Raw genomic sequence first — 19,526 nt, 5'->3', positions numbered from 1 at the left:
CGTCAGACGCCCGACGCCGGGCGGATCGTGCCGGCGACGCTGCCCGCGAGGCCCGGGACGGCGGCGGCGACGGCGGCGGTAGCGATTGGAAGGCACATGGGGAGCTCCTTCTCAAGGTGGTGGCCTCGCAGGGACCTAGATTCGACCCGAGCGGTTGCCGCCCGGGTCGCCCCAGGTTGCGAAACGGTTGCCGAAGCCCGCGGCGAACCACTCAGCGTGGCCAGGGCGCCAGCCGGTGGCGCAGCGCCCGGATGTCGTCCGCGGTCAGGCCGTAGAGGCCGAACCGCTCGTTGTCGAGGCGGTCCAGGTAGCGGCCCGCGTCGGCGATGTCCTCGTCGTCGAGGCCCGGCTCCAGGGCGCGGGCCAGCTCCAGCACCCGGTCGAGCGGGTAGCGCTCCAGGGCGGCGCCGACGTCGATGTAGTCGCGCACCTCGCGCCGGTTGACAAGGGCGGCCACCTTCGACGCGACGAGGTCGTCGAGGTGCATGACCGGCCCGACGTCCATCACCACGGGCGCGCGCCGCCGGTCGAGGCGGGTCAGGGTCAGCCGCAGGGCCCGCGACCCGTCCGCCACGTGGTATTCGCGCAGGTCCTCGTCCATGCCCTCGAACATCTCGTCGCCGACCTCGCGGAACACGTGGTAACCGGCCGCGGTCAGCGCGGCGGTGACCTGCCCCGCGGCCGCGCCGACGGCGCCCGCGGTGTCGGTGAACAGGTCGATGTCCTCCGTCGGCCGCCGGACCAGGCCGTTGACCAGCCAGGCGACGCCGCCGCCGAGCACGAACCCGTGCTTCTCGCCGACGCCGAGGGCGATGGTGGTCACGTCGCGGTAGAAGTCGTCGATGTTCGCCGTCACGCGGCCACGCTAGCGGTGACCACCGACAGTTCCCGGGCGGCCTTGTCCAAATCATCTTAGTCATTAAGATAACCGCATGGACGTATCGACCGACTTCTCCGTGGCGATCGCCGGTGCCGGCCTCTCCGGCCTCTGCCTCGCCCAGTACCTGATGCGCGCCGGCATCGACGTGCACGTCTACGAGCGCGACCCGGGCCCCTTCGTCCGGCAGCAGGGCTACCGGATCATTCTCGACCGGTACGGGCTGGAGGCGTTGCGCGAGAGCCTGCCCCGCCCGCTGTACCGCCTGGCGCTGACCACCGGCGACGAGCCCGGCGGGCACGTGCGCTTCACCGACAGCCGGCTGCGGAACGCGTTCACCATCACCTTCAAGATCGAGCCGCACGCGACCCGCCAGGTCGACCGGCTGACCCTGCGGTCGATCCTGATGTCCGGGCTGGACGGGCGCATCCACTACGGCAGGTCGGCCGTCGCGGTGGACGACGGCCCGGACGGGCCTTGGCTGCGGTTCTCCGACGGCGGGTCCGTCGCGGCGAGCGTCGTCGTGGGCGCCGACGGCGTGCGCTCGGCGCTGTGCAGGCAGCTCATACCGGACGCCGGCCCGGCGAACACCGCGATGGCGGGCGTATACGGCCGGTCGCCGCTGTGGCGCGACGGCGAGAGCGTCATCCCGGAGGCGCTGCGTACCAGCGGGGTCCTGGCCATCGCCGACCGGCCGGGCCGCGCGTTCTTCTTCACCTCCATGCGGTTCGGCGAGAGCCCGCGGGAGGCGTTCGCGCGGGTGACCCCCGGCAGCTACGCGCCCACCGGCGATGACTACGTCATGTGGGGGATGCTGCTGCGGCAGGAGGAGGTGCCCATGGGCGTGCACGGGAACCTGCTGGCGTTGCGGGAGCTGGCCGCCCGGCTGAGTGCGGACTTCCACCCGCTGATCCGGCGGCTCGTCGACACGGCCGAGCTGGACGCCACGGTGCTCAACCTCTTCGCCGCCGGCCGCCGCCCGCGCCGGTGGGCGGTGCCCCGGGCCACGATGATGGGCGACGCCGTGCACGTCATGCCGCCGTTCGGCGCCCACGGCGGCAACACCGCGCTCCGCGACGCCGCCCTGCTCGGCCGCAGGCTGGTCGAGGCCCGCGCGAGCGGCGAGCCGGTGGAGGACGCGATCGCCCGCTACCAGGACGAGATGGTGCCCTACGCCTTCCGCGCCGTCGACACCGCCGCCGGGATGATGCGCCGCCTCACCGGGGACGCGTCCGCCCCGCGCTGGGTGCTGACCCGCGTGCTACCTCGGCTGCACCGGGTCACCGTTCCGGAGGCATGATTGCGGGCATGTCCCACGAGCCGGCCCGGGCGTCCGCGATCGCCGACCTCATGCGCGCCGGGCGGGAGACCTCGCGGCTGTCCATGGTGTTCCGGTACGCCATCGCCGACGGGCTGGGTCTCACCGTCAGCGACCTGGAGTGCCTGGACTTCCTGGCGGACGTCGGATCCGCCACCGCGGGGCAGGTGGCCGAGCGGACCAACCTCACCACCGGCGCGGTGACCAGCATGCTCCGCCGGCTCCAGCAGGCCGGCTACGTCACGGCCGAACGCGATCCGGCGGACCGGCGGCGGGTGATCGTCACCCTGCGACCGGAGCGGGCCGCCGAACTGGAGCGCCCGTACGAGCGTTTCGCCGAGCGGGCGAGGCGGCTCGTCGAGGGCTACACCGTCGAGGAGGTGCTGCTCCTGGTCCGGCACCACCACAGCATGCAGGCGATGTACCTCGCCGAGCTGGACCTCCTGCGCGGCGGCGACACCGCGCGGCAATCCGCCTGAGTCGCGGCGGTTCGAACAGTGCGTTTTCTCGCGGGTCGGCTGCCACGCGAGGCACCATCAAGATCGTGGAGGTGACCTCGGCTCAGTTGCTGCGCAAGGCGCACGCGACCTCCGATGTTGACGAACTGGTCACCATCGGGTGCGACCTCGCGGACGGCGACGAGGCCGGCGGCGCGGAGTACTGCTTCCGGAGGGCATCGGACCTCGGCGATGCCGTCGCTGCCTTCAACCTCGGCAACTGCCTGGCCGGGCAGGAACGCTTTCGTGAAGCGGTGGACGCCTACGAGCTTGCCCTCGATCGCGGCGAGACCGATGCGTGGCTGAACCTGGGCCTGGTGCTGGACGACCTCGGCGACCTGGCCGGCGCGATGCGCGCGTACGAGCAAGCCGAGCGCGCCGGCGACAGCGGCGGCGCCGTGATGCTTGCCTTCGCCCTGCGGGAGCAGGGTGAGCGCGACGCGGCCTTCGAGGCGATGGAACGCGCCGAGGCCGCGGGCCACGAGCTGGCCGCGGCGGTGCTGGCCTGCTGGCGGTGGTGCACGAGCCTCGACCCTTCCCTCGAGCCTGCCCTGCGCGCCGCAGCGGAGCTCTACCCCTCGGCCCGCGCAGACCTCGGCCGGCTGCTGGTGGACACGGGGCGGGTCGAAGAGGGTCGCCTCGTGTACCTGCGTGGCGTGGAGTTGGGCGAAACCGAGAGCATGGTTCCGCTGGGAAACCTCTACGCCGATGTACTCGGCGACGACGCCGCCGCGGAAGCCGCCTACCGCGCCGGCGCAGAGCTCGGCGACGCGCACGCACATCACAACCTCGCGGTCCTGCTCGAGCGCCACGGTGACCTGGCCGGTGCCGAGCGACACTTCCGTCATGCCGCGCAGAGCGGGGACACGCTGGCCGAAGCGGCGTTGCGAGACCTACTCGAGGACTGAGTTCGCGGCCCGACGATCGATCTGTCAGGCGGCGGCGGTGGTGCGGCGCAGGGCCGGGTGGCGGGCCTCCCAGGCCGCCCGGACGCCGCGGGGGAGGTTGAGCTCCGGCCAGAGCCGGATCAGTGTCGGCCCGTCCAGGTGGCGGCGCAGCTCCTCGATCCGGACCGCCTCGCGCAGCACGTTCTCGTACATCCAGGCGAGCATCGTCGGCTGGTCCAGGTCGAACGCGCGCTGCGGGTTCCACCACAGCCGCAGCGGCAGCTCGACGATCCCGTGCCGCGGCCCGGACAGCTCGCCGAGGGTCCCCGCGACGAGCACCGGCCGGTGAGGCCGGGCCAGATGCGGTGCCGGAGCTGCGGGCGCGCTGGTGGGCATGTGCACAGGGTAGACCGCCGGACCCGCCGGGGGATAACTCCTAGAATCCTAGGATGCTCTAGGCGCAGTGCGGCAAGCCGCACCAAACCTCACACGACGGCTGCGCCGACTGACCCCAGGCGGACGCGCACCACGAGTCGGTGCAGGGCCTCGACCGCGGCCGGGTCGGCGTGCTCGGGGAGTGCGGACGCGTCGCGGGCGGCCTCCAGCTCGGCGCGCAGCCGCGGGATGTCCCGCTCCAGCGCCGCGCGGGCGGCCGCGGGGAAGGGCCCGTGCTCCGCCTCGCGCTTGCGGGCGATGAGCTCCGGCACGTAGGCCAGGCCGCCGCCCAGCACGCCGAGGTCGGTCTCCAGCGTCCCGGTCCGCATCAGGTGGATGCCGGTGAGCAACACCCGCAGCGTGTACAGGGCGGGCTTGAGCTCACCGGTCCGCGCGAAGAGCCGCTCCTGGGTGGCCGCGAAGCCCAGGTAGTGGTGGGCGTGGTGGCTGGTGAGCAGCCCGGGCGCCAGCTCGACCAGCGCGGCGTGCACCGGCGAGGTCGCCACCACCAGCGGCGACAGCAGCTGCTCCAGGACGTAGCCGTTGCGGCTGTTCAGCAGGCGGGCGAACTTGAGCAGGTCGTGGCTGACGACGTCCAGCTCGACGCCGTCGCGCAGCCCTTCGGACTGGACGGTCTCGGGCCCGGTGCGCAGGCCGACGACCTCGGCGGCCGGCAGGACGTGGCTCGCGCGCAGGTCCAGGTCCGAGTCGACGGACGCGAAGCCGTACAGGTGTGCGCCGCTCACGGTCGCGAAGACCAGCGGGTAGCCGAGGCCGGCGGTGATCTCCGCGGCCCAGGCGGGCACGTCGACGGTCACGACAGACCCCTTTCGCGTACGGAGTAGAGCAGCGCGTCGATGGCCGCCCGGTCCGGTGACTCCGGCAGGGTGGTCGCCGCGGACGCGGCGGCCAGGTCCGCGAGCAGGTCGTCCGCCCAGGCCGTCACCGACTCCCAGGGCAGGTCACCGCGGCGGACGGTGAGCAGCCGCCCGCGCAGCGGCGACACGTCGACCAGGACCTCGCCGGTGCGCAGCACGTGCGCGCCGGCCAGCAGCAGCCGGATCATGTGCATCGCCTGCTTGTGGTTGGTCTCGCCGGTGCGCGCGCGCCGGGCGGTGACGCGCTTGAGCTGGTCGCGGGCGTACGAGCCGTAGGTCTCGGCGACCCGGCGGGACAGGAACGCGCGGCGGGCGGCCAGCAGTCTTTCGCCGTCGGGGGTGACCCGCTCGATCCGCGGTGACCACAGCACCTCGAGCACTGTCGGGTTCGCCTGTAGCGCGAGGGTGCAGAACCGTTCGAGCTCCCAGGAGAACTGCTCGTCGGCCGGGCCGTCGAGGTGGGCCGGCGGCTTGTCCAGGTGCCAGAACAGGCGGGTCGGTGCCGCGTACACGCCGCGGCGGTCGTGGTCGGAGTCCGGGCCGTCGAGGCCGTACGCGCGGGAGCCGACCACGACCGCGAGGATCGTGTGCTCGGTGACGAGATTTATCACCCGCCGTTTCTACAGGTCGAGGACGGTGCCGTCGATCTCGTTGAGCTCGTCGGAGGACAGGCTGAGGTTGCCGAGGGCGGCGACGTTGGTCTCGAGCTGCGCGACGCTGCTGGCCCCGATGATCAGGCTGGTCATGCGGCCGTCGCGCAGGGCCCAGGCGAGGGCCAGCTGCGCCAGGGACTGGCCGCGCCGGCCGGCGATGTCGTTGAGGTTGTGCAGCCGGCCGAGGGTGGCGGGGTCCAGGTCGCTCTCGTTGAGGAAGACGCTGGTGCGTACCCGGGAGTCGTCGGGGATGCCGCGCAGGTACCGGTCGGTGAGCAGGCCCTGTTGCAGCGGGCTGAAGGCGATGCAGCCGGCGCCGACCGCCTCGAGCGTGTCGAGCAGGTGGTCCTTCTCGATCCAGCGGTTCAGGATCGAGTACGACGGCTGGTGTATCAGCAGGGGAGTGCCGAGCTCCTGGAGGATCGCGGCGGCCTGCGCGGTCTGCTCGGCGCTGTAGTTGCTGATGCCGGCGTAGAGGGCCTTGCCCGAGCGCACCACGGCGTCGAGCGCGCCCATCGTCTCCTCGAGCGGGGTGTCCGGGTCGGGGCGGTGGTGGTAGAAGATGTCGACGTAATCGAGGCCGAGGCGGCGCAGCGACTGGTCGAGCGACGAGACCAGGTACTTGCGGCTGCCCCACTCGCCGTAGGGGCCGTTCCACATGTGGTAGCCGGCCTTGGTGGAGACGATGATCTCGTCGCGGTGGTGCCGGAAGTCGGTGCCGAGGATGCGGCCGAAGTTGCTCTCGGCGCTGCCGGGCGGCGGGCCGTAGTTGTTGGCCAGGTCGAAGTGGGTGACGCCCAGGTCGAAGGCGCGGCGGGTGATGTCGCGCTGGCGTTCCAGCGGGCGCCCGTCGCCGAAGTTGTGCCAGAGCCCGAGGCTGATGGCGGGCAGCCGGATGCCGCTGCGCCCGGCGCGGCGGTAGGTCATGGTGTCGTAGCGGTCGTCCGCGGCGGAGTAGGTCACACACCACACCCTAGGTTGAGGGCCGGGGACATCCCCGCTGGTAGGTTCGAGGCAGCCGTACTCCTGCGCGGGAGAGACCACCGGGTGAATTCCCGGCGGCGCCGAAGGGGCAAATCCTCCCCGGAACCTCTCAGGCAAAAGGACCGCGAGGGTAGGCGACTCTGGAGTGCCCCCGTGGGTATGACAGAGGGGGAGGTTGGTGCCGTCGACCTCTTTCTCTCTCCAGGAGCCCGCCATGTCGTTCGCCTCACGTCACATCGGTCCGGAGGCCGGCGCGCAGACCCAGATGCTCAAGGCCATCGGGTACGCGTCCCTGGAAGCGCTGATGGACGCCGCGATCCCCGAGGTGATCCGCTGGCACGGCACGCTGGACCTGCCGGCGGCGGCCTCCGAGGAGGAGGCGATCGCCGAGCTGCGCGAGATCGCCGGGCGTAACACGGTGGCGACCTCGATGATCGGGCTCGGCTACTACGGCACGTTCACCCCGGCCGTGATCCGGCGCAACGTGCTGGAGAACCCGGCGTGGTACACGGCGTACACGCCGTACCAGCCGGAGATCAGCCAGGGCCGGCTCGAGGCGCTGCTGAACTTCCAGACGATGGTCACCGACCTGACGGCGATGACCACCGCGAACGCCTCGATGCTGGACGAGGGCACGGCGGTCGCGGAGGCGATGACGCTGGCCCGGCGGTCGTCGAAGAGCCGCAGCAACGTCTACGTGGTGGACGCGGACACGCTGCCGCAGACCCTGGCCGTGCTGCGTACCCGGGCGGAGCCGCTCGGCATCGACCTCGTCAAGGTGGACCTCGACGCCGGCGGCGAGCTGCCGGCCGAGTTCTTCGGCCTGCACCTGCAATACCCGGGCGCGTCCGGCGCGGTCCGCGACCACGCCGCGATGATCGAGGCAGCGCACGGCGTCGGCGCCCTGGTCACGGTGGCGGCGGACCTGCTCGCGCTGACGCTGCTGCGGGCGCCGGGCGAGATCGGCGCGGACATCGCGGCGGGTACGACGCAGCGCTTCGGCGTGCCGCTGGGCTTCGGCGGCCCGCACGCCGGCTACCTGGCGGTGCGCGCCGGCCTGGAGCGCGGGCTGCCCGGCCGGCTGGTCGGGGTGTCCAAGGACGCGGACGGCGCGCCCGCCTACCGGCTGGCCCTGCAGACCCGCGAGCAGCACATCCGCCGGGAGAAGGCGACAAGCAACATCTGCACCGCGCAGGTCCTGCTGGCGGTCATGGCGAGCATGTACGCCGTCTACCACGGCCCGGAGGGGCTGCGCGAGATCGCCCGCCGTACCCATCGGCGTGCCGGCGCCATCGCGGCCGGTCTCGCCGCGGCCGGCGTGGAGGTCGCGCACGCCGCGTTCTTCGACACGGTGACCGCGGTGGTGCCGGGCCGGGCCGCGGAGGTCGCCGAGGCGGCCGCGCGCGGCGGCGTCGACCTGCGGCTGGTCGACGCGGACCGGGTCTCGGTGTCGTGCGACGAGACCACGACGCCGGCGCACGTCGAGGCGGTGCTCGCGGCGTTCGGCGCCGTCGCCGGCGGATCGCCGGTGTCGGCGATCCCCGCCGGGCTGGGCCGCGCCTCGGTGTTCCTGACCCACCCGGTGTTCTCCTCGCATCACTCGGAGACGGCGATGCTGCGCTACCTGCGCCGGCTGTCGGACCGCGACTACGCCCTGGACCGGGGCATGATCCCGCTGGGCTCGTGCACGATGAAGCTCAACGCGACCACCGAGATGGAGCCGGTCACCTGGGCGGAGTTCGCCAACATCCACCCGTTCGCCCCGGCGTCGCAGACCGCGGGCTACGAGTACCTGGTCGCGCAGCTGGAGGCCTGGCTGGCGGAGATCACTGGCTACGACGCGGTGAGCGTGCAGCCGAACGCGGGCTCGCAGGGCGAGCTGGCCGGGCTGCTGGCGATCCGCGGCTACCACCGGTCCCGCGGCGAGACCCACCGCGACGTGTGCCTGATCCCGTCGAGCGCGCACGGCACGAACGCGGCAAGCGCGGTGATGGCGGGCATGCGGGTCGTCGTGGTCGCCTGCGACGACAACGGCAACGTCGACCTGGCGGACCTGGCCGCGAAGATCGAGAAGCACGCGGACACCCTCTCCGCGATCATGGTGACCTATCCGTCGACGCACGGCGTCTACGAGAAGGGCATCGCCGAGCTGTGCGCCGCGGTGCACGACGCGGGCGGGCAGGTGTACGTCGACGGTGCGAACCTGAACGCGCTCGTCGGCTACGCGAAGCCGGGCCGGTTCGGCGCGGACGTCTCGCACCTGAACCTGCACAAGACGTTCTGCATCCCGCACGGCGGCGGCGGCCCGGGCGTCGGCCCGGTGGCGGTCCGCGCGCACCTGGCCGAGTTCCTGCCAGGCGACCCCCTGGAGCCGGGCGACCACCACGCGGTGTCGGCGGCGGCGCACGGCTCGGCGGGCATCCTGCCGATCTCGTGGGCGTACCTGCGGATGATGGGCCCGGACGGCCTGGCGGCGGCGACGGCGGTCGCGGTCCTGGCCGCGAACTACGTGGCGGCGCGGCTGCGTGACCACTTCCCGGTGCTGTACGCGGGCAACGAGGGCCTGGTGGCGCACGAGTGCATCCTCGACCTGCGGCCGCTGACGAAGGCGACCGGCGTGACGGTCGACGACGTGGCGAAGCGGCTCATCGACTACGGCTTCCACGCGCCGACGATGTCGTTCCCGGTGGCGGGGACGCTGATGGTCGAGCCGACCGAGAGCGAGGACCTGGCCGAGCTGGACCGGTTCTGCGACGCGATGATCGCGATCCGGGGCGAGATCGACCGGGTCGCGGCGGGCGAGTGGCCCCGGGACGACAATCCGCTGCGCAACGCCCCGCACACGGCGGCGTCGGTGACGGCGGACGAGTGGGCGCACGCGTACCCGCGATCGCTTGCCGGTTTCCCGGCGGGTGTCGACCAGACCTCGAAGTACTGGCCGCCGGTGCGGCGCATCGACGGTGCGTACGGCGACCGGAACCTGGTCTGCTCGTGTCCGTCACCGGAGGCGTTCGAGGAGTGAGCCGTCGGGCGGGTCGGCCGGGGATGTTCCGGTCGGCCCGCGGGCGGTCCCTGTCCCCGGCTGGTCGCGCCGGGGCGTGTCGTGCGGTGGGCTACCCGTCGGCGGCCGGTGTCGGCCGGAGCGCTCGGGTGCCCGGGTCGTTCTGCCCGTCTGGCCGCCCGAGGGCGTGTCGGGCGGGTCCGCGGTGTGGTGCTGTCCGTCAGGCCGCGAGGGCGTGCCGGGCGGGTCCGCGGTGCGGTTCGATGGTGCTTCCGTCGGGCAGCAGCTCGCCGGTGTCCTCGAAGACGATGACACCGTTACAGAGCAGGCTCCAACCCTGCTCGGGGAAGGTGGCCACGACCCGGGCCGCTTCGCGGTCCGTGGCTGCGGCTGAGGGACAGGAGGTCGGGTGCTGGCACATCGTGTGTCTCCGGTGGTGGTGTTGTGTTGTGTTTCACATCAACGGGGCGGAACACTACTCCCATCCGAACGATTTCGGATTTCACAGGTGACGGTGCCGTGTTGATGGAATCAACTGTTCAGATGCTCCACGGCGGGCGGGGATACCGCCACTTTCCGACACCTGGATCGGGCGCTCAACCGGGTTTTCCGGCGTCCTGCCAGGGCCGTCACCGTGCGTCATGCCGTTTCGAGTGGTACCTGGGTGATCCCGGCGATCCCGCTGAGCTTGTCTCCGCGTTCCTGTCCGGCAACGGACTGCGGGTGCGAAACCTTGGCCGAATGGTTACCCAATCTCACCCGACCGGCGCCGGAACCCCCTGCGGGGCAGCACTGTACGTGTCCGCATCGGCCGGATCGGTGATGGTTGGCGGCCCCGCCGGCGCCCCCTCGCCGGTACCCGGAATCCCCGACGTGGTGGCCGTCGTCTACGTCCACGAACCCGCCGATCCGTCACCCTCCGTAGCGGAAACGTACGCGATGAGTTCGGACGTTTCGGACGGTATCGCTCCCGGTACGCCCTGGCGTCTCGGCCCGTGGCGGGAAAGCTGGACCCGCGCCGATCACGCCGCCGCCGTCAATTCCGCGCGCGAGGCGATCGGGCGTGGCGACGTTTATCAGGTCAACATTGTCGGGCACGCCTCGGCGCCATATACGGGCGATCCGGGGCCGGCCCTTACCCGGGTGGCCGGACTGCCCGGTGCGCGCTACGGCGGCGTTCTCAGCGGGTCGGGATGGGCCATGGCGACGGCGTCGCCGGAGACCCTCGTAGAGGTGCGCGGCGGCCGGGTCGTCACCCGGCCCATCAAGGGCACCCGGCCGGCCACCGCGCGCGGCCGCCGCGAACTGCTCGGGTCGGCCAAGGAGCGCGCCGAGCACGTCATGATCGTCGACCTCCAGCGCAACGACCTGTCCCGGATGGCCGGCGTCGGCCCGGTCCGGGTGGACGAGCTGTTCGCGGTGCGCCGCTGGTGCGGGCTGTGGCAGGCCGAGTCGGTGGTGTCCGCGGGAATCGAGGGCCCGCTCGACCTGGCCGAGCTGCTGCGCGCGATCTGCCCCGGCGGTTCGGTGACCGGCGCGCCGAAGCTGTCGGCGCTGTCCGAGATCGCCCGCCTGGAACCGGTCGGCCGCGGCGTCAGCATGGGCGCGCTCGGCTGGGTCGGCACCGACCACCTCGACCTGGGCCTGAGCATCCGCACGGCGGCGGTGGACGGCGAACGGGTACACCTGTGGGCCGGCGGCGGCATCACCTGGGACAGCGACCCGGTCGCGGAGGTCGACGAGGCGGCCGCGAAGGCCGCGCCCCTGCGCGCCGCGCTCGCCGGCGCCTGACGCGCCGGGCGGCGTCGGCCGCCGGGCGGCCCGGTTCGCATAGGTTGGTGTGCATGACTGTTCGCCCCATCCGGCTGTTCGGCGACCCGGTGCTGCGTACCCCCGCGGAACCGGTCGCGGTTTTCGACGACGCCCTGCGCGCGCTCGTCGCCGATCTCGAGGACACCGTCCGCGAACCCGGCCGCGCCGGCGTGGCCGCGCCGCAGATCGGCGTGAGCCTGCGCGCGTTCTCCTACAACGTGGGCGGCGAGGTCGGGCACCTGATCAACCCGGTGCTCGCCGGCCTCGACGGTGAGCAGGACGACGAGGAGGGCTGCCTGTCACTGCCCGGGATGGGCTACCCGACGCCGCGCGCCTGGGCGGTGACCGCGACCGGTTTCGATCAGTTCGGGGAGCCGGTGACGATCTCGGGGACCGGGCTCCTGGCCCGGGCCCTGCAACACGAGACGGACCACCTGGACGGCCGCCTCTACATCGACACCCTCAAGGGCGACACCCGCCGCCAGGCCCTGCGCGACCTACGCCGCACCCGCCCGGCGCCACGCCCGTGATCCCGGCCGGCCGGTCGGATGAGGAGCGGCCGGCACGTGCAGGCGCCGCACGGCTTCCGGCTCGGTGAGCCCGTGTCCGAGGCGGCCGTCGGCGAGGCCGTGCCCGTACCTGCCGGGGCGGCGAAGACGTGGAACACGAGCGGGTGGTGAGGAAGTCGCGGGCCGAGGGAGGGTCTGGCGTTACCGGTCATGGCAGCCACTGCCTCGCGTGCGAGAAGCCGGGTTTCGTGGGGGTCGGGGAACGGAACCCACGAAGACTGGTACCGGCCGTTCAGCCGGTCGGCCCTCCCACAGCGAAGGATCATGGTCGTTCCCGCAAGAATCGCCTTGTCACACTCAACAACGGCGTCGAGATGCCGATCCTCGGCTTCGGCGTCTTCCAGGTGCCCGACGAGCAGACCGAGCAGGTCGTCGCCGACGCCCTCGCGGCAGGCTACCGGTTGATCGATACCGCGGCCTCCTACGGCAACGAGGAGGCCGTCGGCCGGGCCATCGCCAAGAGCGGGATTCCCCGGGACGAGCTGTTCATCACCACGAAAGATGTGGATCCAGCACACCGGCAAGGACACCGCCAAGCGCGAGTACGACAAGTCTCTGCGTAGCCTTGGCCTGGATTACCTGGACCTGTACCTGGTCCACCAGCCGCTCGGCGACTACTACAGCTCCTGGCACGCCATGCAGGATCTTTACGGCGAGGGTCTGATCAAGGCGATCGGCGTCTCGAACTTCCACCCCGACCGGCTCGTCGACCTGATCATCCACAACGACGTCGTGCCGGCCGTCAACCAGGTCGAAACGCACCCGTTCCACCAGCGCGCCGCCGACCAGCAGCTGATGCGTGAGCACGGGGTGCAGATCGAGTCCTGGGGTCCGTTCGCCGAGGGCAGGAACGACCTGTTCACCAACCCGGTACTCACCGAGATCGGCGCCGCGCACGGCAAGTCCGTGGCCCAGGTCGTTCTGTGCTGGCTGATCCAGCGCGATGTCGTCGTCATCCCGAAGTCCGTGCGCCCGGCCCGCATGGCGCAGAACCTCGACGTGTTCGACTTCGACCTCACCGACGACGAGATGACCCGGATCGCCGCCCTGGACACCGGCACGTCGATGTTCTTCGACCACCGGGACCCGGCGATGGTCAGCTGGCTCGGTGGCCGCCGCGTCGACTGATGCCATGCGTGAGGGACCCGGCCGGATCTCCCGCCGTACCGTCATCCCGGGTGCTGCCGCCGGCGCCGCGATTGAGCGGAACTCGGTCAGCGGCGGTAGGTCCGCTTTGGTGAAGGCGTAACCGGCCTTGGTGTCGGTCGCGGCCGGCTGACAGGGTCCCGCGCGCCGGCGCCGTCGGCGGTGAGTCCTGCGCGCTTGAGGATGTCCACGATGACGGCGGCCTTGCCGTGGACGTAGTGCGCCATCGACAGCGGATGCTCCATGGCCACCCGGTACTTCTGTGCCTCGTAGCGGTCCCGATCGGCGGGGTGAGCGCGTAGCCAGTCGCGGAAGACGAGGTGGCGCAGGTGTTCGTCGCAGTCGGGGCCGAAGACGTGCAGGGTCACGTCGTGGCTGTCGGTCCAGAGGCATCGATGCTCGTACCAGTGCGGTTCCCGGGTGCGCAGCGTGTAGCCGGCGCCGGCGAGGGCCGGCACGTAGGCGTCCTCGTCGGCCGGGTCCGCGACGATCAGGTCGATGTCGATGCGGTTCTTGGCGGCCAGTCCGGGCACGGCGGTGGAGCCGACGTGTTCGACGGCGAGGGCCCGGCCGTCGAGGGCCTCGCGGATGCGCGCCTCTTCGCGTCGGTAGGTGACCGGCCAGTCCGGGTCGTAAGGGCTGACGGTGATCGGTGCGGTCACTTCGGCGGGTCGGTCACCGACGACGCGCTGCGCCATCTGTTCCGGCGTGAGCGGCGCTGACTGTCCGGGCAGCGGAGGCATGCGCATACCGGGACGCTATCGGTCCAGATCAACTACTCGTACCGGTACTTCAGGGCGTCGGCCTCGCGCTGTTCGATGTCGGCGATCGTCAGCTCCGGCATCCGCAGCTGCGCGAGGGTCACCTCGGCCGAGGTGGGCTGGGCGTCCGCCGGCAGCCACTGCTCCGGCTTCCAGACCCCGCCGCGCAGGAACGCCTTGGGGCAGTGCGGGTAGACCTCGTCGATTCCCAGCACGAGTGCGCTGGCCGGCGGCTTGCCCACGGCGGTCAGCCGTGACAGCAGCTCAGGATGGGTGGAGACGCAGGCCCGGCCGTTCACCCTGAGCGTCGTGGTGCGCCCGGGGATGACGAACAGCAGCCCGGCCCGTCCGGTCGCGACGACGTTCTGGAGGGTGTCCAGGCGCTTGTTGCCGGTGGCGTCGGGTATCGCCAGCGTCCGTGAGTCGAGGACGGCGACGAATCCGGCGGGGCCGCCGCGCGGGGTGACGTCACAGTTGCCCTCGGCGTCGACGCTGGCGACCAGGACCAGCGAGGCGCAGGCGATCAGCCGCCGGGTCTGGTCGGTGAGTTCGGTCATCTGCTTGCGCACGGCCGCGTCGGCGGGGAGTTCGTAGACCCGGCGCAGCGCCTCCGGGTCGGGCACGGCGTCCAGGCGCAGCGAGTCGAAGGCGGTGGTGGCGACGGTGGGCTCCATCCACCGACCCTAATGGACCGGCTCAATCCTCTTCGGCGGTCGTGATGAAGGCGCGTTGGAGCTCGTAGTTGCGCACCACCCGCACCCCCAGCAGGCCCATCGCGGCGAACCAGGCCCGGTAGTCCGCCTCGCCGATCGGCAGCTCGCCCGGCTGGGAACCCGGGGTGGTGCTGCCCAGGTTCACACCGGGCAGGAAGGTACGGTCGCCGCCGCTGGTGTGCAACGCGTAGGCGCCCGCGCCGGCCCGCGCGAGGGCGACCAGCCCTCCGGCCGTCACCGGCCGCGGTGCCCACGAGCGGCCGGCCGGCGGCGGCGCGAGCGCGCTCAGCCCGGCGATCCGGACCGGCGCGGCGGCGGGCCCGTCCCGGTGACAGGAGGCACCCGTGGTGACGAGCAGCAGGAGCACGGCACACAACCCGGCCAGCGGCCGGCCGCCCGGCACGGTGCGCGCCTGCGAGCGGTACGCCACGGGTATCCACCACCCCGTCTACCGGACAAGACCGTTCCGCCTCATCATCCGTTGCCACTCGTAAGGAATGGTCCGGTATGCCCTAAGCCGCGGACGTCAGAGCACCTCGAACGCGGGTGGTGGGTGGCGCAGGAAGTCGTGGTGGGAGATGTCCCAGCCGTAGGCGCCGGTGCGGCCGAAGACCAGGATGTCGCCGATCCGTAGCCGCCGCACGTGCCGGTCGCGGGCCAGGACGTCGCGGGGCGTGCACAGTTCGCCGACCGCGTCCACGGCCACGTCGTCGACCTGCGGGCGCTGCCAGGGGTACGGCCAGGCGTCGACGGGCAGGACGGTGAACGGGTGGCTGTAGCCCCAGGCGGCGGGCAGCCGGAAGTGGTGGGTGCCGCCGCGCAGCACCGCGAACCAGCGCCCGTGTGTGTGTTTGAGGTCGAGGACCTCGGCGGCGTACCAGCCGGCGTCGGCGGCGAGGATGCGGCCGGGTTCGACGATCAGGTCGACGCCGTCCGGGACGGCGAGGCCGGCCAGGCCCGACCGGAGCGCGTCCAGGTCGATGGTGGCCGCGCCGAGGTAGTCGACGCCGAGGCCGCCGCCGACGTTGACCAGCCGCAGCGGCACGTCGTGGCGCCGGGCGGTGGCCACCGACCAGTCGACGGCCTCGGCGATGAACCGGGCGTGTGCCGCGGCGTCGAGGTTGTTGGAGACGGCGTGCAGGTGGAAGCCGGTGACGCGGACGGAGTCCAGGCGCAGGGCGAGCACCCGGGCCAGGGTCGTCTCGTCGACGCCGAACGGGGTGGGTGTTCCGGTCATGGCGTGGCTGCCCGGTAGCGCCGGGCCGGCCCGGTTGACCCGCACGGCCGCCTCGGTGACGACACCGGCGGCGCGGGCGGCCCGGTCCAGGCGCCGCAGCTCGTGGGCGCTCTCGACGTTGACCTGCGCGCCCGCGGCGACCGCCGCGGCCAGCTCGGCGTCGGTCTTGCCCGGCCCGCCGAAGACGATCCGCCTCGCGCCGGCGGCGACGGCCAGCCGCAGCTCGCCGCCGGAGGCGACCTCCAGGCCGTCGCAGGCCGACGAGAGGGTACGCACGACGTCCGGGTGCCCGTTGGCCTTCACCGCGTACAGCAGGGTGGTGCGCGGTGGCAGTGCGGCGCGGAGCGCCGCGGCGCGCTCGTTGAGTACAGCTGTGTCGTACACGTAGGCGCAGACGGGCCGGGTCCGGGCCCGGATCGCCGCCTCGACGTGCTCAGGCGGGCGCATGCAGCGGATTCTCCACCGGCACGTACTCGTCGCCGGCCCCGGCGAGCCGCATCCGCACGAGGGCCTTGTGCGGCACGGTCCGGGCGGTGAACGCGGCGTGGTCCTCGGCGCCGGCCGGGCCGTGCCCGGCGTAGGTCTCGTCGACGACGGCCCGCACGAGCCGCCAGGCGGCGTCCTCGTCGAGGCCGTGTGACTCGCCGAGCCGGATGATCACCTCGCCGAGGTGTGCCTGGAACGCGGTGTATCCGATCTTGGCGCGCAGTACGGCCGGGTCGGGGGTGCCGACGACCGAGCCGGGCCAGAGCGCCACCCGGTGCCCGGCGGCGGCGAGCCGGCCGGGGTGCAGCCGCAGGCCGGCGAAGTCGCGCACGGCCAGGCGGTGGGGTACGCCGGCGACGAAGGTGGGCACGCAGTTCTGCAGGTGCGCCTCCAGCGCGACGCCGCGCAGCGTCAGCCGCAGCAGCGGGGGCAGCAGCAGCCGGGCGTACGCGTCGAGGAACGCCGCCGCGGCGCCGGCGTCGTCGGGCCGCCCGGTGGTGGCGGCGAACTCGGCGACGAGCCCGGCGCCGGCGAACGGCAGCGCGCTGCCGGCCACCGCCCGCTCGCCGGGCACCAGCCGGCCGGTGATCCCGTCGCGCACGATCGCGGACATGTCGCGCCCGGAGCCGGCGGGCACGGCGGCGCCGGCGGTCTCGGCCAGCAGCAGCAGCCGGTCCGCGGCGGGGTCCTCGGCGACGAGGCGGCGCAGCAGGGCGGAGACGGCCGGGCCGTTGCGGGTGCTGGCGACGCTGATGCTGCGCCGGGTCGAGGTGACCTGGATGTCCAGCGACACCTTCACGTACCGGCGGCTGCCGTCGGCGGCGACCGGCAGCAGCAGGGTCCGCAGCGCGGCGGTCGGTATCGCGGGCAGCACGCCGCCCTCGTCGCCGAGGATCCGCAGGGCGCCGTCGTCGATCAGGTCGCGGTAGCGCTCGGCCAGGACCGCGTCGCGCTGCCAGGCGTGCACCGGCTGGAGCCGGTAGCCGGGGGGCGGTTCGGGCAGGTGCGGGTAGGCGGCGCGCAGCACCGCGCCGACGTCGTCGCCGAGGTGCACGTCGTCGCGGACGGCGACGAAGCCGAGCCGGGTGTGCCCGGCCTCCAGGTCGTGGGCGAGCACGTCGGAGGTGTCCCAGCCGAGCCGGGTACGGCCGCAGGGGTGCAGGTTGTGTCCGGCGACGGCCAGCCGCTCGCCGGCGACGACGGCGTGGTCGGGGTCGCCGGCCGGCACGTGCCGGCGGCGGGTCATGGCGATGGCGAGGTTGACGGCGCCGTTGCGCAGTTCGGCGGCGAACCCGGCGGCGTTGCCGGCCAGTCCGGCGGGGAGCAGGTCGGCGGGGTCGCCGGCGCCGGCGCTGTCGTACTCGACGCGGCGGAACGCGTGCACCCGGTCGCCGGGGCGGGCGGGCAGCAGGCCCTCGCGGACCAGGGCGCCGCGCAGCCGCCGGCCGACGGTGTCGGCGGCCTCCGGCAGGGCGGCGTGGAAGCCGTCGAGCAGGTCGGGTGCGTGCGCGGCGAGGGCGGCGCCGGCGTGCTCGGCGGCGATGGCCAGCCGCGGGGTGGCCAGGCTGCGCGTCATGCGGGCGCCATCGGGTTGGCCACGTACGTCCACACGTCGTCGAGCGGGTCCTCGGCGAGTCGCATCGTGGTGGTGGCCTTGACCGGAAGCGGCGCCGTCAGCAGCCGCGCCGCGTCGGCGGTGCCGGTGCCGCGCAGGGCCGAGGCGGCGCTGTCCCAGAGGCGGGCCGGGTCGGCGCCCTCGCGGGACAGCGCGGCGATGAGCTCGGCGCAGACGGTGCCCAGGACGGCGGCGGCGAGCTTGGTGCGCAGCACGTCCGGGTCGTCGCTGGGCAGGTCGCCCTCCAGCGGTGGTGGCTGCACGCCGTGCCGGGTCAGGCGCGCGGCGCTGACCCGGACGCCGCCGAGGTCGCGGTAGACGATCCGCGCCGGTACGCCGTCGTCGAGGACCAGCAGCGTGTTCTGCCCGTGCGCCTCGAGCGCGACGCCCCGGTCCAGGACGGTCACCAGCGGCGGCAGCAGCAGGTGGGCGAGGCGGTGCCACCACGCGTACGGGTCGTCGACGATCTCTAGCAGCAGCGGGCGCCCGTCGGCCGGTGCGGGCGCGGCCAGGACCGCCAGCGGTACGACCGTCTCGGTGGCGCCGGCCCGGGGCGCCGCGCGGCGCAGGTGGGCGAGGCGGCGCGACGGCGCGCCGTCGAGGAGGACGGCGCCGGCCGAGGTCTCCCGCAGGACGGTCAGCGGCAGGTCGGCGGTGAGCCGCTCCAGCAGGGCGGACAGCCGTGGTCCGTTGTGGACGGCGGCGGGGGAGACGGTGCGCACGGCCGAGGTCATCTGCACGTCGACGGCGGTCTTGACGTGCTCGCCGCCGTCCAGCGGCGCGACGGTACGCAGCGACATGAGCGGGCGCACGGGCCCGGTCTCGCCGTCGTCGGTCAGCCAGGGGTGGCGGTCGAGCAGGCGCGGCGCCTGCCAGGGGTGTGCGTACAGCACCGGCGGCGCGTCGCCGTGCCACCGGTCGGCGGGTACCCGCAGGCGGCGCAGGCGGATGACGGGCCGGTGCTCCGGGCCGTAGGCGAGCACGTCGGCGACGCTCATGCCGCCGCGGGTACGGCAGCAGGGGTGCGTGGGGTGGCCGCCGAGGACGAGCTGTTCGAGGCGTCCCAGCCCGTCCGGGTCGCCGGCGGCGCCGCGCAGGACACCCCGGCCGGCCGGCGGTGCCGGGTCGGCGTGGGCGAGGGCGAGGTTCGCGACGCTGTTGTCGACCTCCGCGGCCAGGCGCCCGGCGTACGGGCCGAGGGGTAGCGCCCGCAGCAGCGCCGCGGGGTCGTCGAAGGACTCGCCGCCGCCCAGCGTCGCGGTGAGCCCGCGCGGGGCCGCGGCGAACGGCGCGGCGGCGGGTGCGGTCAGCGTGCGACCGCCGGCCAGGGTGACGTGCAGGGTGCCGCCGCGGTGTTCGCGGTGGGTGACGCCGGGCAGCGGCTCGCGGTCCAGGGCGCCCAGGACGCGGGCGAGGACGGCCGCGCGCGCCGCCGGCAGCGCCGCCTCGTAGCCCGCCACCCACTCAGGACGGAGAATGCGCAGGTCGTCCCGGGTCTGCGCGGCTCCGGCGGTGTGCCCGGTCGGCATGACGGGGATGGTCGGCGGTGTGGGCACGCCCATCATTGTCCGGCAGGCCCCTCCTTGATCACCGGCCACCCCGCACCACAACATCCTAGGATGCCCTACAGGGTGTGCGGCCGGCCACGGACCGCGCA

At 73.2% G+C, this 19,526-nt stretch carries 18 protein-coding genes, 1 pseudogene and 1 riboswitch; of the genes and pseudogenes, 7 read left to right on the top strand and 12 right to left on the bottom strand.

Going from position 1 to position 19,526, the window contains the following annotated elements; genetic code table 11:
* Positions 1–211 precede the first annotated feature (211 nt).
* Positions 212–856: a nucleotidyl transferase AbiEii/AbiGii toxin family protein gene (locus BJ971_RS19650; RefSeq protein WP_184994717.1), complete on the bottom strand. Its 645-nt coding sequence runs from the start codon at positions 854–856 to the stop codon at positions 212–214.
* Positions 857–932: 76 nt separating this feature from the next.
* Between BJ971_RS19650 and BJ971_RS19645 the strand changes: the two genes are divergently transcribed.
* The 3 genes from BJ971_RS19645 (at position 933) to BJ971_RS19635 (ending at position 3,600) form a co-directional block, all read left to right on the top strand.
* Complete coding sequence (locus BJ971_RS19645) at positions 933–2,177, top strand: FAD-dependent oxidoreductase (RefSeq protein WP_184994716.1); 1,245 nt, start codon at positions 933–935, stop codon at positions 2,175–2,177.
* Between the two features lie 8 nt (positions 2,178–2,185).
* Entirely contained in the window at positions 2,186–2,674 is a 489-nt protein-coding gene (locus BJ971_RS19640) for a MarR family transcriptional regulator (protein ID WP_239087246.1), read from the top strand.
* Positions 2,675–2,739: 65 nt separating this feature from the next.
* Entirely contained in the window at positions 2,740–3,600 is an 861-nt protein-coding gene (locus BJ971_RS19635) for a tetratricopeptide repeat protein (protein WP_184994714.1), read from the top strand.
* 24 nt (positions 3,601–3,624) lie between these two features.
* On the opposite strand, the gene BJ971_RS19630 is transcribed toward BJ971_RS19635, so the two are convergent.
* The 4 genes from BJ971_RS19630 to mgrA all read right to left on the bottom strand — a co-directional run bounded on the left by BJ971_RS19630 (position 3,625) and on the right by mgrA (position 6,508).
* Complete coding sequence (locus BJ971_RS19630; protein WP_184994713.1) at positions 3,625–3,975, bottom strand: hypothetical protein; 351 nt, start codon at positions 3,973–3,975, stop codon at positions 3,625–3,627.
* A gap of 89 nt (positions 3,976–4,064) precedes the next feature.
* Positions 4,065–4,832, bottom strand: a complete 768-nt coding sequence (locus BJ971_RS19625) for a nucleotidyltransferase domain-containing protein (protein WP_184994712.1) — start codon at positions 4,830–4,832, stop codon at positions 4,065–4,067.
* A complete protein-coding gene (locus BJ971_RS19620; protein WP_184994711.1) occupies positions 4,829–5,503 on the bottom strand; it encodes a nucleotidyltransferase domain-containing protein in 675 nt (224 codons plus the stop codon). Before BJ971_RS19620 ends, BJ971_RS19625 begins: the two co-directional genes overlap by 4 nt.
* A gap of 9 nt (positions 5,504–5,512) precedes the next feature.
* On the bottom strand, positions 5,513–6,508 hold the full coding sequence (mgrA, locus tag BJ971_RS19615; protein ID WP_184994710.1) for an L-glyceraldehyde 3-phosphate reductase: 996 nt from the start codon (positions 6,506–6,508) through the stop codon (positions 5,513–5,515).
* A 58-nt stretch (positions 6,509–6,566) separates the two neighbouring features.
* Positions 6,567–6,664: riboswitch (glycine riboswitch) on the top strand.
* A gap of 79 nt (positions 6,665–6,743) precedes the next feature.
* On the opposite strand from mgrA, the gene gcvP reads away from it, so the two are divergent.
* Entirely contained in the window at positions 6,744–9,551 is a 2,808-nt protein-coding gene (gcvP, locus tag BJ971_RS19610; RefSeq protein WP_184994709.1) for an aminomethyl-transferring glycine dehydrogenase, read from the top strand.
* A 199-nt stretch (positions 9,552–9,750) separates the two neighbouring features.
* Here the strand turns inward: gcvP and BJ971_RS19605 are convergent, their stop codons facing one another.
* Positions 9,751–9,951 carry a DUF5999 family protein gene (locus tag BJ971_RS19605; RefSeq protein ID WP_184994708.1) on the bottom strand — a complete coding sequence of 67 codons (201 nt, stop codon included), beginning with the start codon at positions 9,949–9,951 and terminating at the stop codon, positions 9,751–9,753.
* A gap of 122 nt (positions 9,952–10,073) precedes the next feature.
* Between BJ971_RS19605 and BJ971_RS19600 the strand changes: the two genes are divergently transcribed.
* The 3 genes and pseudogenes from BJ971_RS19600 to BJ971_RS19590 all read left to right on the top strand — a co-directional run bounded on the left by BJ971_RS19600 (position 10,074) and on the right by BJ971_RS19590 (position 13,039).
* On the top strand, positions 10,074–11,321 hold the full coding sequence (locus BJ971_RS19600) for a chorismate-binding protein (RefSeq protein ID WP_184998968.1): 1,248 nt from the start codon (positions 10,074–10,076) through the stop codon (positions 11,319–11,321).
* A gap of 53 nt (positions 11,322–11,374) precedes the next feature.
* On the top strand, positions 11,375–11,872 hold the full coding sequence (gene def / locus BJ971_RS19595; RefSeq protein ID WP_184994707.1) for a peptide deformylase: 498 nt from the start codon (positions 11,375–11,377) through the stop codon (positions 11,870–11,872).
* A 353-nt stretch (positions 11,873–12,225) separates the two neighbouring features.
* A pseudogene (locus tag BJ971_RS19590) lies at positions 12,226–13,039 on the top strand (aldo/keto reductase).
* 86 nt (positions 13,040–13,125) lie between these two features.
* Here the strand turns inward: BJ971_RS19590 and BJ971_RS19585 are convergent.
* The 6 genes from BJ971_RS19585 to BJ971_RS19560 all read right to left on the bottom strand — a co-directional run bounded on the left by BJ971_RS19585 (position 13,126) and on the right by BJ971_RS19560 (position 19,425).
* Positions 13,126–13,806 (bottom strand): GrpB family protein, encoded by a 681-nt coding sequence (locus BJ971_RS19585; protein ID WP_203709165.1) that lies wholly within the window; start codon positions 13,804–13,806, stop codon positions 13,126–13,128.
* Positions 13,807–13,832: 26 nt separating this feature from the next.
* Positions 13,833–14,492: an MSMEG_1061 family FMN-dependent PPOX-type flavoprotein gene (locus BJ971_RS19580; protein ID WP_184994706.1), complete on the bottom strand. Its 660-nt coding sequence runs from the start codon at positions 14,490–14,492 to the stop codon at positions 13,833–13,835.
* Positions 14,493–14,514: 22 nt separating this feature from the next.
* Positions 14,515–14,961, bottom strand: coding sequence for a hypothetical protein (locus BJ971_RS19575; protein ID WP_184994705.1), 447 nt, complete (start codon positions 14,959–14,961; stop codon positions 14,515–14,517).
* Positions 14,962–15,057: 96 nt separating this feature from the next.
* Positions 15,058–16,215, bottom strand: coding sequence for an alanine racemase (locus BJ971_RS19570; RefSeq protein ID WP_184994704.1), 1,158 nt, complete (start codon positions 16,213–16,215; stop codon positions 15,058–15,060).
* On the bottom strand, positions 16,202–17,830 hold the full coding sequence (locus BJ971_RS19565; RefSeq protein WP_184994703.1) for an IucA/IucC family protein: 1,629 nt from the start codon (positions 17,828–17,830) through the stop codon (positions 16,202–16,204). Before BJ971_RS19565 ends, BJ971_RS19570 begins: the two co-directional genes overlap by 14 nt.
* On the bottom strand, positions 17,827–19,425 hold the full coding sequence (locus tag BJ971_RS19560; protein WP_307837356.1) for an IucA/IucC family protein: 1,599 nt from the start codon (positions 19,423–19,425) through the stop codon (positions 17,827–17,829). The genes BJ971_RS19565 and BJ971_RS19560 overlap by 4 nt, the downstream gene beginning before the upstream one ends.
* Positions 19,426–19,526 lie beyond the last annotated feature (101 nt).

Source organism: Amorphoplanes digitatis (genome assembly GCF_014205335.1).
GTDB classification, from domain to species: Bacteria; Actinomycetota; Actinomycetes; order Mycobacteriales; family Micromonosporaceae; genus Actinoplanes; species Actinoplanes digitatus.
This window is presented reverse-complemented; position numbering and strand designations above follow the sequence as displayed.

Excerpts from the sequence above, each read along its gene's own strand:
- BJ971_RS19645 (WP_184994716.1), top strand. The coding sequence starts at position 933 with ATGGACGTATCGACCGACTTCTCCGTGGCGATCGCCGGTGCCGGCCTC.
- BJ971_RS19640 (WP_239087246.1), top strand. The coding sequence starts at position 2,186 with ATGTCCCACGAGCCGGCCCGGGCGTCCGCGATCGCCGACCTCATGCGC.
- BJ971_RS19630 (WP_184994713.1), bottom strand. The coding sequence starts at position 3,975 with ATGCCCACCAGCGCGCCCGCAGCTCCGGCACCGCATCTGGCCCGGCCT.
- gcvP (WP_184994709.1), top strand. The coding sequence starts at position 6,744 with ATGTCGTTCGCCTCACGTCACATCGGTCCGGAGGCCGGCGCGCAGACC.
- BJ971_RS19605 (WP_184994708.1), bottom strand. The coding sequence starts at position 9,951 with ATGTGCCAGCACCCGACCTCCTGTCCCTCAGCCGCAGCCACGGACCGC.
- BJ971_RS19600 (WP_184998968.1), top strand. The coding sequence starts at position 10,074 with ATGCTCCACGGCGGGCGGGGATACCGCCACTTTCCGACACCTGGATCG.
- def (WP_184994707.1), top strand. The coding sequence starts at position 11,375 with ATGACTGTTCGCCCCATCCGGCTGTTCGGCGACCCGGTGCTGCGTACC.
- BJ971_RS19585 (WP_203709165.1), bottom strand. The coding sequence starts at position 13,806 with ATGCGCATGCCTCCGCTGCCCGGACAGTCAGCGCCGCTCACGCCGGAA.
- BJ971_RS19580 (WP_184994706.1), bottom strand. The coding sequence starts at position 14,492 with ATGGAGCCCACCGTCGCCACCACCGCCTTCGACTCGCTGCGCCTGGAC.
- BJ971_RS19570 (WP_184994704.1), bottom strand. The coding sequence starts at position 16,215 with ATGCGCCCGCCTGAGCACGTCGAGGCGGCGATCCGGGCCCGGACCCGG.
- BJ971_RS19565 (WP_184994703.1), bottom strand. The coding sequence starts at position 17,830 with ATGACGCGCAGCCTGGCCACCCCGCGGCTGGCCATCGCCGCCGAGCAC.